The sequence below is a fragment of the Halopseudomonas aestusnigri genome (assembly GCF_002197985.1).
In the GTDB taxonomy this organism is placed as follows: domain Bacteria; phylum Pseudomonadota; class Gammaproteobacteria; order Pseudomonadales; family Pseudomonadaceae; genus Halopseudomonas; species Halopseudomonas aestusnigri.
This window is the reverse complement of sequence record NZ_NBYK01000003.1, coordinates 68,657-81,772: the sequence shown is the minus strand read 5'-3', so window position 1 is coordinate 81,772 and position 13,116 is coordinate 68,657. Positions and strand designations below refer to the sequence as shown.

The 13,116-nt window shown below is 62.4% G+C and carries 11 protein-coding genes; 7 read left to right on the top strand and 4 right to left on the bottom strand.

All coding sequences use genetic code 11. The features are described from left to right. The first annotated feature begins 130 nt into the window (after window positions 1-130). A complete protein-coding gene (locus B7O88_RS06505; protein WP_088274457.1) occupies window positions 131-1,864 on the top strand; it encodes an amidohydrolase in 1,734 nt (577 codons plus the stop codon). Window positions 1,865-1,893: 29 nt separating this feature from the next. Here B7O88_RS06505 and lnt read toward each other — a convergent pair whose 3' ends face one another. Continuing rightward, window positions 1,894-3,540 (bottom strand): apolipoprotein N-acyltransferase, encoded by a 1,647-nt coding sequence (gene lnt / locus B7O88_RS06500; protein WP_088274455.1) that lies wholly within the window; start codon window positions 3,538-3,540, stop codon window positions 1,894-1,896. Between the two features lie 151 nt (window positions 3,541-3,691). Here lnt and B7O88_RS06495 point away from each other — a divergent pair, with 151 nt between their 5' ends. Beyond that, the gene (locus tag B7O88_RS06495) at window positions 3,692-4,585 is read left to right on the top strand and encodes an acyltransferase (protein ID WP_088274453.1); all 894 of its coding nucleotides are present in this window, start codon (window positions 3,692-3,694) and stop codon (window positions 4,583-4,585) included. Here the strand turns inward: B7O88_RS06495 and B7O88_RS06490 are convergent. The 3 genes from B7O88_RS06490 to B7O88_RS06480 form a co-directional block, all read right to left on the bottom strand. Continuing rightward, window positions 4,576-4,896 carry a TraR/DksA family transcriptional regulator gene (locus B7O88_RS06490; protein WP_088274451.1) on the bottom strand — a complete coding sequence of 107 codons (321 nt, stop codon included), beginning with the start codon at window positions 4,894-4,896 and terminating at the stop codon, window positions 4,576-4,578. The genes B7O88_RS06495 and B7O88_RS06490 overlap by 10 nt on opposite strands. Window positions 4,897-4,958: 62 nt before the next feature. Beyond that, complete coding sequence (gene ald / locus B7O88_RS06485; RefSeq protein WP_088274449.1) at window positions 4,959-6,080, bottom strand: alanine dehydrogenase; 1,122 nt, start codon at window positions 6,078-6,080, stop codon at window positions 4,959-4,961. Window positions 6,081-6,166: 86 nt separating this feature from the next. Then, window positions 6,167-7,237, bottom strand: a complete 1,071-nt coding sequence (locus B7O88_RS06480; protein ID WP_088274447.1) for a GGDEF domain-containing protein — start codon at window positions 7,235-7,237, stop codon at window positions 6,167-6,169. 261 nt (window positions 7,238-7,498) lie between these two features. On the opposite strand from B7O88_RS06480, the gene B7O88_RS06475 reads away from it, so the two are divergent. The 5 genes from B7O88_RS06475 (at window position 7,499) to B7O88_RS06460 (ending at window position 13,106) form a co-directional block, all read left to right on the top strand. Next, window positions 7,499-8,503, top strand: coding sequence for a response regulator (locus B7O88_RS06475; RefSeq protein WP_088274445.1), 1,005 nt, complete (start codon window positions 7,499-7,501; stop codon window positions 8,501-8,503). A 21-nt stretch (window positions 8,504-8,524) separates the two neighbouring features. Continuing rightward, a complete protein-coding gene (locus tag B7O88_RS06470) occupies window positions 8,525-9,484 on the top strand; it encodes a sensor domain-containing diguanylate cyclase (RefSeq protein WP_088274443.1) in 960 nt (319 codons plus the stop codon). Between the two features lie 144 nt (window positions 9,485-9,628). Next, window positions 9,629-9,793 carry a hypothetical protein gene (locus B7O88_RS17940; RefSeq protein ID WP_172409645.1) on the top strand — a complete coding sequence of 55 codons (165 nt, stop codon included), beginning with the start codon at window positions 9,629-9,631 and terminating at the stop codon, window positions 9,791-9,793. 51 nt (window positions 9,794-9,844) lie between these two features. Then, the gene (dbpA, locus tag B7O88_RS06465) at window positions 9,845-11,221 is read left to right on the top strand and encodes an ATP-dependent RNA helicase DbpA (RefSeq protein ID WP_088274441.1); all 1,377 of its coding nucleotides are present in this window, start codon (window positions 9,845-9,847) and stop codon (window positions 11,219-11,221) included. A gap of 28 nt (window positions 11,222-11,249) precedes the next feature. Next, complete coding sequence (locus B7O88_RS06460) at window positions 11,250-13,106, top strand: SLC13 family permease (RefSeq protein ID WP_088274439.1); 1,857 nt, start codon at window positions 11,250-11,252, stop codon at window positions 13,104-13,106. Window positions 13,107-13,116: the final 10 nt, after the last annotated feature.

The following is a 13,116-nucleotide window of genomic DNA, read 5'->3' as shown; positions in this document are numbered from 1 at the left end:
ATCCATGGCCCAGGGGCGACGGCAAACATAACCCGTCCCGGTATCCTTGCCGCAGAGCCGTCTACACTCCAACTGATCACCCTCGGTGCTGCCCTATTGAGACGGCCAACCAAACGGAGCGAGACACGCCATGAGCACACGTTACACAGCCCTTGCCCTGGCGCTTTTTGCCAGCATCCCGACAACCGCTGCCACTGGGCAAGTCGCCGACAGCATTTACCTGGGCGGTCCGATTCTGACCATGGATGACCAGCAGCCGCGCGCCGAAGCGGTTGCCGTTACCGATGGAAAAATTATCGGCGTCGGCGCGCGTGCCGAGATCGAACGTGCCCACCGGGCGGCACAGACTGCACTGCATGACCTGCAAGGTCACGCGTTGCTGCCCGCGTTCTTCGATGCGCACAGCCATTTCAGCATGGTTGGCCTGCAGGCCATCTCGGCCAACCTGCTGCCGCCGCCCGATGGTCCGGGAAGCTCAATCGCCGAGCTGCAGACTGCGCTTCGGGAGCACCTCGCAGCCCATCCCGAGGTCCGCGAGATGAACCTGTTGATCGGCTTCAATTACGACAACTCGCAACTGGCGGAAAAACGCCATCCAACTCGCCAGGAGCTCGATGCAGTTGCCACCGACATTCCGATTGTTGCCATCCACCAGTCGGGGCACCTGGGGGTCTACAACAGCCTGGCGCTGAAGCAGGCCGGTATCGATGCGACCACCGTCAATCCCGAAGGCGGCGTCATTATCCGGGAGGCGGACGGTGTCACGCCCAATGGCGTCATGGAAGAGAACGCGCATATCGCCACCCTGATCAGGCTGATACCCCGTTTCACTGCGGCTCAGCACGCCGACATGCTCAACCGGGCCCAACAGATTTATCTGGCCAACGGCTTCACTACCGTGCAGGAAGGCCGCGCCTCCGCCGATACCGTGGTCGGCATGCAACAGGCCGCCGAGACCGGTCTGCTCAAGCTGGACCTGGTGATCTATCCGGACCTGGAGCAAACCCTCGACAGCCCGGTACTCACCGGCCCGCTGATGTCGCACGACTACCGGAGTCACCTGCGTCTGGGCGGTGTAAAGCTCACCTTTGACGGCTCTCCGCAGGGCAAGACTGCCTGGTTCACCCAGCCCTATGTCCAGCCCCCTGAACATGAACAGGCCGGTTACCGCGGCCGTCCGATCTTTGCCGACGACGCCGTACCGCTGGCGATGATGCGCAAGGCCTACGCCCACGGCTGGCAGGTACTGATTCACACCAACGGTGACGCCGCCATCGATCAGATGATCCGGCTGGTTCGCATGGCTCAGCCCGGCAACCCGCCCTCGTCCGGACCGCATACGGTGATGATCCACGGACAGTATCTGCGAGCCGACCAGATACCGCAGCTCAAGGCGCTGGGTATCTTCCCCTCACTGTATCCGATGCATACATTCTACTGGGGCGACTGGCACCGCACCTCGGTTGCCGGACCGGAGCGGGCCGCTTTCATCTCTCCCACCCGCGCGGTTCAGCAGGCTGGAATGACCTTCAGCATCCACTCCGATGCGCCGGTTATCTTCCCCGACTCGATGCGTTTGCTGCACAGCGCGGTCAACCGCGTTACCCGCAGCGGCTATGTGCTTGGCCCGGACCAGCGGCTGGATGTGGAAACTGCCCTCAAGGCAATGACCCTCTGGCCCGCCTGGCAGCATTCTGAAGGGGACAGCAAGGGCTCGATCAGCAGCGGCAAGCTGGCAGACCTGATCATCCTGGATCGTGACCCGACCACCGTGGCTAAAGAAGACCTGCTCTCGCTCCGGGTGCTGGAGACCATTAAGGAAGGACAACCCCTCTACCGCAGCGAGAAGCTGCCAGGTAGCTGACGCGCTGAGCTGCATACGCCGCGTGCAGGTTAGCGAGTGCCGTGAACCTCTGCAGTGCCGGCGTCACGCTCCTGCCGCCGGACCAGCAGGATTGCCAGCAGTATCAGCGCTGCCAGCATCGCCAGCCACAGCCACCCCAGCAAATGTGCATGACGGCCATAGAAGCTGGCCTGCGCACTGACGGAATAGGGCAGATCAACCAGCAACTCGGCCCGCGAAAAGGCCGGCGTGCCAGCCAGCGGCCGACCACTGGGTGCCGCCACAACCGAAGGGCCATTGTTGATCAGGTGCACCATGGGAACCCGATTTTCAACCGCTCGCATGATCGATATGGCCCGGTGCTGAAAGGGTTGCGAGGTCTCGCCAAACCAGTTGTCCTGGGAGACAAACAGCAGCACAGCACCGCTCACCTCATCCCCGATCGCGTCGGCAATAAACTCGGGGAAGGCCGTCTCGTAGCAAATTTTCGGTACCACCTGCATCCCGTCGATCGCAAAACGGGTATGCGCGTCCCCCGCCCCTACGGGCCGGAGATAGTCCCCCAGCACGGCGTGGGTCAGGGTGCTGATGCCGGGCAGTTGCCAGAACGCCGGCAGGTACTCACCAAAGGGCACGCGCAGCATCTTGCGGTATCGCTCTGCCAGCTCGCCGTCGCGGCGCAGCCAGCCCATCGTGTTGTAGCTGATCGGCTCGGCGTGGCGATTGCGGGTCTCCACATCATGGAATAACAGATCGGCGCCCATCGCCAGCACCTGGTCGGCGTAGGCCTGACGGACACTCTGGTGATCAAAGTAACCCTTGTAACGGGCCTCCGGCCAGACAACCCAGCGCGCGCCGGCCGCGGCCAGGCGACGGCTCGCTTCCATCTCCTCGGGATATTGCCGGGAATATCCCGCGGGCGGCGCGGGGATCCGCCGAGTTGGCGCGTCATTGGGCTGCACCAGCCCGACACGCATACGCTGCCAGTTGGCAACCTCGGCATCCCAGTGGGCCAGCGCCTGCCAACCGTAAACAAACCAGACCAGCACAAGCACCGCGCCCGTTGCCGCCAGTGCCGACGCCACCCGACCGCGCACACCCGCAAGCAGCTGAAACAGCAGTCCATTGACCAGCAGGATCAGCAAATCCATGCCCTGAGCGCCGACCACATCAGCACCCTGAATCGCGATCAGGAACGCTGCCTGAGTCTCACTGAAACGGATATCGAACAACCCGGGAAACAGGGCGCAGACGCCGACGATGGACAGCGGAAAGCTAAGCAATACCAGTTGCGGCAGACGCCGAGCCAACCAGCGATAGAGCAGGCAACCGAGGCCGATGGCAGCCCCGCAATAGATCCAGAACAGCGCTGCCAGAAGCACGCTGAGCGGCAGTGACAAGCCCTTGAGGTGAATGGCAAAGTGGACCATCCAATAGGCTGTGCCCAGATAGAACAGGCTGCCGGTCAGCCATCCCAGCAGCGCCGCACGAAGCGGCGACACGCCCTGCAGGGCACAGAGCAGCGGAAGCCAGCCAAACCAGGCGGTCCAGTAGAGACTGCCATCGACCCAGGGCAGGCACAGCAGTACGCCGGACAGCATGGCAAGCAAAACCTGCTGACCACGTCGACGCACTATCGGCACCCCCGCTGCCCGACGGTAGAGAAAACAGATATCCAGCTTGCCGGCAGAACCCATGCCCACTCCCAGGCTGCAACGTAACCCCGTCAGGCCCCCGACGATAGAAGCGCCCCGGGCGCCTGCACATCACCCTTACGGGTGAACATGGACTGGTCGCGGCCGCAGAAAACTCGCTATGCTTGGAGCTGAATTACCCAAGGGACATGCCATGCCGCACTGGATCACAGGTATCCTTACCTGCCTGCTCATATTGCTCAACACGCTGACAGGAATCGGCCCGATGCTGCTGATCGGCATAGTCAAGCTGCTGCCATGGCCACCGTTGCAACGGCTCTGCTCCGCCGCCGTCATGTGGATCGCCGAAACCTGGGCAGAGGGCAACAAGGCGATCTTCGCACTGCTGACGCCGACCCGTTGGGACATCCGTTGCGATGCCAATCTCAGCCAGCAGCACTCCTATCTGGTTATCAGCAATCATCAGTCCTGGGTCGACATCCCGGCGCTGGTCAAGGCCTTCAACCGCAAGACCCCCTACTTCAAGTTTTTCCTCAAACGCGAGCTGATCTGGGTGCCGTTTCTCGGCCTCGCCTTCTGGGCGCTCGACTACCCCTTCATGAAGCGCTACAGCAAGGCCCACCTGGCGAAACATCCGGAGGATCAGGGCAAGGACCTGGAAATAACCCAACGTGCCTGCGAGAAGTTTCAGGGGCTGCCGGTGACCGTGGTCAACTATCTGGAAGGCACGCGCTTCACCCCGGCCAAACACGCTCAGCAGCAGTCGCCCTACCGTAACCTGCTGAAACCCAAATCCGGTGGTATTGCCTTCGTCATCGCCGCGCTGGGCAAACAGATGCACACCGTTCTGGATGTCACCATCGTCTACCCCGGTGCACGACCTCCGGGATTCTGGGCGCTGGTCAGCGGTCAGGTCCCGCATGTGATCGTCGACATTCACGAATGCGAGCTGCCAGAGGCCCTGCTAGAGGGCGACTACAGCGGCGATCCGCACTACCGGGAGCACTTTCAGCGCTGGGTCTCAGATCTGTGGCAACGCAAGGATCAGCGTATCGACCAGTTGCGCAGCGAGACCGATCAGACCTGATCGGCGCAGCCGGCACACCAGGGCGTCGCTGGCAAGGCTTCAAGACGCGCGGGCGCGATCTGCTCACCACAGCGCTGACATTGCCCGTAATACCCTTCACGCAGACGTTGCAGCGCTGCTTCCACCTCGCGCAGCGCCGCTTCGGCCTCCAGCTTGAGCCCCCGCATCACATCGTCATTCTCGCGCTCCTGGGCCTGCTCGGCCCAGTCGGTGGAATGGCTGCTACGCAGGTCGCGCTCCAGCGCATCAAGGCGCCGGGCATATTCGTCGTACAGGGTCCGCAGGTTTGCCGCGGCAGTCTGGTTGTCCACGTTATAGAGCCCCCATCGGTTTACAAGCGTTGTTGTCGTTACCCCTTGGCTGGCCAGCCATGCTAGGCCATCGCGCTCAAGGCCTCCTGCAGAGACTGCACCGGCAAGCCGAGCGCCGCACCGACTTCGCGATTGCACAACGCCCCCCGACTGACATTCAGGCCGTTGGCCAGGTGCTGATTGGAGCGCAACGCAGCCGCCACACCCTGCTCCGCCAGTGCCAGCACAAAGGGCAATGTCGCATTATTCAGCGCCTGCGTCGCCGTGCGGGCGACCGCGCCCGGCATGTTGGCAACGCAGTAGTGCACCACGCCATCAACAATATAGGTCGGATCTGCATGGGTCGTGGCATGAGAGGTCTCGGCGCAGCCGCCCTGATCGATGGCAACATCCACCAGCACACTGCCCGACGGCATCCTGGCAACCATCTCGGCAGTGATCAGCTTTGGCGCAGCCGCACCCGGTACCAGCACCGCCCCCACCACCAGATCGGCTTGCAACAATGCTTCCTCGATTGCGCTATTGGTCGCATACAAGGTTTGAATCCGGTTGCCATACCGGTCATCAAGACGACGCAGCACGTCGGCACTCTTGTCGAGAACCTGGACCTGCGCCCCCAGTCCGACCGCCATCGCCAGCGCATTACTGCCAACAACACCACCTCCGAGGATGACTACTCGCCCCTGTGGCACGCCCGGAACGCCACCCAGCAGAACGCCGCGGCCGCCATGGGCCTTTTCCAGGCAGCTGGCACCGGCCTGAATGGCCATACGGCCGGCAACCTCAGACATGGGCGCCAGCAGCGGCAAACGGCCGGCCGCATCCGTCACGGTTTCATAGGCAATGCAGGTTGCCCCGGATGCAAGCAGGTCCCGGGTCTGCGCCGGATCCGGCGCCAGATGCAGATAGGTAAACAGCGTCTGCCCTGGACGCAGGCGTTGCCGCTCCTCGGCCTGCGGCTCCTTGACCTTGACGATCAGGTCGCTGTCACTGAAAACCTGCTCACAGGCAACCAGCTGGGCGCCAGCCTGCCGGTATGACGCGTCATCGTAGCCAATCGCGTCACCGGCACCTGACTCGACCAGCACCACGTGTCCGTGACCGACCAGCTCCTGCACCGATGCAGGAGTCAGTCCGACCCGGTATTCATGATTCTTGATTTCTCGTGGTACGCCGATACGCATGGCTCGCTCTCCCGTCCGTTAATCAACCTCTGTGAACAGTGTAGAAGAGCCCACGTCATCGGCAATTAATCTGAACGATTTGTTCTTTATTCAGAACACGTATCAGAGGTGCAGTCCGGCTTTGCCAGCGCATAGCGCTGCCCGGCGGCAACCACCTGATTACGTCCACCGCCCTTGGCCTCGTACATTCGTCGGTCAGCGATCCTGAGCAGCTCGCTCAGGCTGTCTCCGTCCTCACCAAGGGTGGCAACCCCGGCACTGAAGGTTACATTCAGTCTTTCCCGGCCGACTGTAACCGGGCTCTGAGCCAGCAGCACACGGACAGCGTCGGCCAGATCAGCGGCCTGCTCCAGCGTTGCACCCGGCAGCAGCATGGCGAACTCCTCTCCCCCCAGCCGACAGGGCAGATCAGAGTCTCGCAGCCGGCGCTTGAGCAACTGCGCGGTGTGCAGCAAGACGCTATCGCCAACCTCATGACCATAGCGGTCATTGACCTGCTTGAAATGGTCCAGATCCAGCACCACCAGCGACAACGGGGTATTGCTTCGGTCCGCCTGACTGCGCATCGCACGAAAGGCCTCCGACAAGCGCATGCGATTGGCCAGCCCGGTCAGGCTGTCCGTGCCGGCCAGTTCGATCAGCCGCTGCTCGTTATCGTCACGGCTGCGCTCGTAGATATGCGAAAACAGCATCACCGCCAGAGCACTGAAGCCCACGTTCGCCATCACCGCCAGATTTACCAGGCTCAACTCGGTCACATAGCGCACGTTGAAGGCCAGCACACCAAGGCTGATGAAGATCAGCGCCATCCAGAAGCCTCCGCGCTTGCCCAGCAGCAGGTAGGAAATGATCGGGATGGACTGAATCCAGGCAAAGATCGTATACGAGCTCTGCGGCAACAGCAGGGCAGTTACCATGATGCAGAAAAACGGCACAAGAAAAGCGAGGGTCCAGGCTTTGAGATGGGGTGTCGTATCAACAAAGCGCAGCATGAAAGCGGCGAAGGCGGCGTAGATCAGCTCCAGCGACGCCAGCAGATAAAGCTCGCGCTTGATGTTGATCAGGGCAAAGCTGGCCCCCGCGATCAGGGTCATCCACAACAGCGCCCGCAGCACCCGCCGCCGATGCTGCAGATTGCGCTCGAGACTGTCAGTCATGCCAGATCACCGTTTGAACACCACAGCCAACGGACCACTCCAGGTAGCGGATCATCCTGTAATCCCTGTTTGCCGGACATGGTCAGCAAAATACCCGAATTCTCGCGGAAAAACCCGAAACATATACCCTGATATCCCTTCTCAACAGGTCAATAAGTTGTCATGCTTGGCCGATAGACTTATTGATGGCTATCTGCCTTCTATCGGCCACCCTGCCCTCAACTGAACTCTGCCGGACAGCTTAGCAACAAGGATCATGCCGTGAGTGCCATTCCTCTGCTTGTATGCGACGACTCGAACATGGCTCGGAAGCAGCTCATCCGTGCGCTGCCGGCCAACTGGCCGTTCCGCATCAGCCAGGCCGCCAACGGGGTCGAGGGGCTTGAGGCTATCCGCCAGGGCAATGGACAGATCGTACTGCTTGACCTGACCATGCCGGAGCTGGATGGCTTTGGCGTGCTGGCGGCATTACGCGAGGAAGGCCTGACGCCTGAAGTCATCGTAGTTTCCGGCGACGTACAGGATGAAGCAGTACGCCGGGCCAAGGCACTCGGTGCACGCGCCTTCATCAAAAAGCCTGCTGACCCGATGCAACTGGCTGAGGCACTGAACACACTCGGCGTTGACGTCCCCATGGCGACAGCACCGACGACAGAAGAAGATGTCTACCGCACGCTGCCCAATGTCTCGTTCCGCGACGCCTTCCGCGAGGTATCCAACGTCGCCATGGGCCGCGCCGCCGAGTTGCTCGCACGCGTGCTGGGTGTCTTCATCAAACTGCCGATCCCCAACGTCAACATTCTCGAGGTGGGCGAGTTGCACATGGCCCTGGCAGACGCCCAGCGCGACGCCCGCCTGTCCGCCATCTGCCAAGGCTATATTGGTGGAGGTATTGCCGGCGAGGCACTGCTGATCTTCCACGACTCGGAGATCGATGATGTTGCCCGACTGCTGAACACCCAGCGCGATGAGGGTGCCCAGCTTGAAATGCTGCTGGACCTGGCCAGTATCATCATCGGCGCCTGCCTCAACGGTCTGTCCGAACAGCTCAACATTACGCTGTCGCAGGGGCATCCACTGGTGCTCGGCCAGCACTGCCCGATCGAAGACCTGATTCGTATCAATCAGCGCCGCTGGAAACGCACGCTGGCTGTCGAAATCAGCTACGGTCTCGAGAACCTGGACATTCATTTCGATCTGCTGCTGCTGTTTACCGAAGATTCGGTACCCAAGTTGCGGGAGCGGCTCGACTACATGATCGACTGATCAAGGAAGAAGACGCAGCACATGGCCGACACTTTCGATATCAATGAACTTCACTGGCTGCTCGATATCGTCCAGAGCATCGACGTCGGCGTGGTCGTACTCGACCGCGACTACAACGTCGAAGTCTGGAACAGCTTTATGGAGAACCACTCCGGTGTCAGCGCCGAGCAGGCTTCGCGCCACTCGCTGTTCGAGTTGTTTCCGGAGATCGACCAGAGCTGGTTCACCCACAAGGTTGAAACGGCCGTGATGCTCGGCACTCGCGCCTTTACCATCTGGGAGCAACGCCCCAGTCTGGTGCATTTCAAGAGCTACCAGCCGATTACCGGCCTGGCCGATGAAATGTACCAGAACGTCACCATCCTGCCACTGCGCAGTGCCACCGGCAAAACCGACCATGTCTGTCTGATCATCTACGATGTGACCGGCGTTGCCGTAAACAAGCGCCAGCTCGAGTCCGCCAATACCAAGCTGCAGGAGCTGGCGTTGCGCGACGGACTGACCGGACTGCTCAACCGACGCTACTGGGAGAGCTGCCTGGAGCGGGAGTTCGCCCGTCACCAGCGTTACGACAACCCGGTGAGCCTGGTCATCTTCGATATCGATCACTTCAAACGGGTCAACGATACCTATGGCCATCAGACCGGCGACGAAGTCATCCGCTCGGTGGCCGAAATCACTTCCCGGCTGGCCCGCGAAACCGACTTCGCCGGACGCTACGGCGGCGAGGAGTTTGTCGTCTTGCTGCCGGGCACCCATCTGGAAGGCGCAGCCCAGTTCGCCGAACGCTTGCGTCAGGCGGTTGAGCAGCAGGTACTCGACTATCAGGGCTCACCGCTGAGCTACACCATCAGCCTCGGTGTCGCTACCATCGGTGATGACATGCCCAACTACCAGGTGCTGCTGGAACGTGCCGACAAGGCGCTGTATGCCTCCAAGGAGCAAGGGCGAAACCGGGTCACACTGGCTCCTCAGGCATAGCAGCCAATGACTGACAACAGCGGTTGTCAGTGATATCAAAATACCGTTATTCTCCGGCAGCCTAGGCATGACAGAGCCGGGCCTGATTACCATTAATCCTGCAAAACAGTTCCGTTTTGCACAGTACGATACTGGCCAACGACCATGGAAGATCGAAAACGCGGCTGGCGCTGGGCCTATGCCAAGGCCCGCAGCTATCACACCGGCAAACTGCAAGCGGCCTACCGGGCGACGCGATTCTGGCTGACCGGCGACACCGGCACCTTTCCCAGCCACGGCGGCTTTCGCAAGACCCGCATCCGTCGCTGAGTACCAGTCATCTCTGCTACACTGCAGCGCCCGGTCCAAAGGGCGCCTGCCGTGACTTCCGATCAGTTCAATACCCTGCCACTGCCGCAAAGCATGCTGGCGACACTTACCCAGCTTGGCTACGAGCGCATGACGCCGATTCAGGCACAGGCACTGCCACCCATTCTGGCCGGTCAGGACCTGATCGCCCAGTCGCCCACCGGCAGCGGCAAAACTGCTGCGTTCGGCATCGGCCTGCTGACGCCGCTGAACCCGCGCTTTTTCGGGTGTCAGGCACTGGTACTCAGCCCGACCCGCGAACTGGCGGGCCAGATCACCGATGAGCTGCGCAAGCTGGCCCGCGGCATGGGCAATATCAAGATCGTGACACTCAGCGGTGGCGTTCCCTTCGGCCCGCAGGCAGCGTCACTGGAACAGGGCGCCCACGTCATCGTCGGCACGCCGGGGCGCGTGCAGGACCACCTCAAACGTGGCACCCTGAGCCTCGACAAGCTGAACTGCCTGGTGCTTGATGAGGCCGACCGCATGCTCGACATGGGCTTTGTCGATGCCATTCGCGAGATCATCCAGCAGACCCCGAGCCGCCGCCAGACCCTGCTGTTTTCGGCTACCTACCCCGAGAGTCTGGAGCAGTTGACCGGCGAGTTTCAGCGCAATCCGGCGCAGGTGCGGATTGAGCAGTCCGCGCCGGAAAACCCGATCGAACAGCGCTTCTATGAAATTCAGCCGGAGCAGCGCTTCGCATCAGTCTTGCGCCTGCTCGCAGCCAACCGCCCGCAACCCTGCATCGCCTTCTGTCATACGCGCCAGCAGTGTCAGGAACTGGCCGATTATCTGAACAAGGAAGGTATCAGCGCCCAGGCCCTGCACGGCGACATGGAGCAGCGCGAGCGCGATCAGGTACTGGCGCTGTTCGCCAACCAGAGCTGCAGCGTGCTGACCGCCACCGACGTCGCCGCACGCGGCATCGACATCGCCGGCGTCGCGGCAGTCATCAATGTCGAGCTGGCTGCCGACCCGGCCGCCCATGTTCACCGCATCGGTCGCAGCGGTCGTGCCGGCCAATCCGGTCTGGCGTTGAGTCTGGTCGCCCCGCGCGAACTCAAGCGTCTGAAGCCGATTGAGGAAGCCTGCGGCGAGCTAAACTGGCAGGACATCGAACGCCTGCCGGAGCGCCCGGACCGGCCGCTGATTGCCCCCATGCGTACACTGGCAGTAGCCGGTGGCCGCAAGGACAAACTGCGCCCCGGCGATCTGCTCGGCGCCCTGACCGGCGAGGCCGGCCTGACTGGTGATGCGATCGGCAAGATCAGCATCAGCGACTATCAGGCCCTCGTCGCCATCCGCCGTGATCAGGCCAAACTGGCACTGCAGCGCCTGGAAGACGGCAAGATCAAGGGGCGCCGCTTCAAGGTGCGGCTGATCTGAACAACCAAACCGAGAGGCCCGCCCACGCATGGACGCCAGCCAGCAACTGATTCTGCTGATCCTCGCCTGTACCGTCGGGCTGTTCCTCTGGGGCCGCCGGCGCCACGATGTGGTCGCGCTGGCGGCGCTGATGGCCTGCGTCGTGTCCGGCCTGACACCGACCACCGAGGCCTTTGTCGGTTTCGGTCACCCGGCGGTCATCACCGTGGCCGCGGTACTGATCCTCAGCAAGGGGCTGCAGACCACCGGCGCCGTCGAAGCGCTGGCACAGCGCGCGCTGCCCCAGCGCGGCGGCATGTTGCTCGGCCTCGGCGTGCTGACCCTGCTGGGCGCCACCCTCTCCGCCTTTATGAACAACGTGGGCGCCATGGCACTGCTGATGCCGATCGCCCTGCAGCTGGCCAGTCGTAACAATATCCCGCCCGGCAAGGTGCTCATGCCGCTGGCCTTCGGCACCATTCTTGGCGGCATGACCACGCTGATCGGTACGCCGCCCAACCTGATCGTCTCCGGCTTCCGCGCGCAGACCGAGCTGGGCGCCTACGGCATGTTCGACTTCACGCCGGTTGGCCTCGCTGTCGCCATCGGTGGCGTGCTGCTTGCGGTCATCGCCGGGCGCTGGCTGGTGCCGAACCGCCCGCAGACGGATGCCAGCAACTTCGACACCGGCACCTATCTGACCGAGGTCCACATTGATGCCGACAGCAAGGCCGACGGCAAACAGCTGCGCGAAGTCGAACAAATGCTGGACGACGGCGACGCCCAGATTGTTGGCATGGTCCGCAACGATTTTCGCGTCATCGCGCCGCAACCCGGCCGCAGGCTGCACGCCGGCGACATACTGGTCATCGAGGCCGATCCCGACGCGCTGGGCACCTCGCTGACCCGCCTGGGGCTGAAACTGGAAGAAGCGGTCGAGCCGGACAAGGGCAGCAAGGATGAAGCAGACGAATCCGAGTCGGACAGCGCCGCCGAAGTCGCGGCGCCGTCCGAGCAGGAGCAGGAAAAACCGGCCGCCCGCCACAGCGACGATATCGCCCTGCAGGAACTGGTCGCCCAGCCCGGCGCCGCGATTCTCGGGCGCAGTGCATCGGACATTGCCCTGCGCACCCGCTTCGGCATCAACCTGCTGGCGATTTCGCGCCAGGGCCACCGCTCCATTCGCCGCCTGCGCTGGACCGAAATCGAAGCCGGCGACGTGCTGCTGATGCAGGGCGACGCCGAATCCATCGCCGGCTTTGCCGCCGAGTACGGTTGCGTGCCGCTGGCCCAGCGCAGCATCCTGATTCCCGACCGTCGCCGAGCGATCACCGCCGTCGCGATCATGATTGCCGCCGTGGCACTCGCCGCGTTCGGCGTGCTGCCCGCCGCCGTGGCATTCACCGCCGGCGTACTGGGTTACATGCTGACCCGCGTGATTCCGCTGCGGCGCATCTACGAGGCGATCGACTGGCCCATCATCATTCTGCTCGGCGCGTTGATGCCGCTGGCGGCGGCGATGGCCGAGACCGGCGCCGCCGACGTACTGGCGCGCACCCTGCTGGAGCATGTTGCCCAGGGCAATCCGGTCATTGCGCTGACGTTGATGCTGGTGGTCACCATGACGCTGTCCGACTTCATGAACAACGCCGCCACCGCGGCGGTGATGTGTCCGATTGCACTGAGCATTGCCAGTCAGCTGGGGGTCAATCCGGACAGCTTTCTGATGGCGGTCGCCATCGGCGCCTCCTGCGCCTTCCTGACACCGATCGGTCATCAGAACAACACTCTGATTCTTGGCCCCGGCGGCTTCCGCTTTGGCGATTACTGGCGCCTGGGGCTGCCGATGGAACTGCTGGTAGTCGCCATCGGCATTCCCATGCTGCTGTGGGTATGGCCGCTGTAGGCGGCCACGT

Coding starts and splice junctions, on each gene's coding strand:
- ald (WP_088274449.1), bottom strand. CDS start 6,080: ATGCGTATCGGCGTACCACGAGAAATCAAGAATCATGAATACCGGGTC.
- B7O88_RS17940 (WP_172409645.1), top strand. CDS start 9,629: ATGGAAGATCGAAAACGCGGCTGGCGCTGGGCCTATGCCAAGGCCCGC.
- B7O88_RS06495 (WP_088274453.1), top strand. CDS start 3,692: ATGCCGCACTGGATCACAGGTATCCTTACCTGCCTGCTCATATTGCTC.
- B7O88_RS06505 (WP_088274457.1), top strand. CDS start 131: ATGAGCACACGTTACACAGCCCTTGCCCTGGCGCTTTTTGCCAGCATC.
- B7O88_RS06470 (WP_088274443.1), top strand. CDS start 8,525: ATGGCCGACACTTTCGATATCAATGAACTTCACTGGCTGCTCGATATC.
- B7O88_RS06480 (WP_088274447.1), bottom strand. CDS start 7,237: ATGACTGACAGTCTCGAGCGCAATCTGCAGCATCGGCGGCGGGTGCTG.
- B7O88_RS06460 (WP_088274439.1), top strand. CDS start 11,250: ATGGACGCCAGCCAGCAACTGATTCTGCTGATCCTCGCCTGTACCGTC.
- lnt (WP_088274455.1), bottom strand. CDS start 3,540: ATGGGTTCTGCCGGCAAGCTGGATATCTGTTTTCTCTACCGTCGGGCA.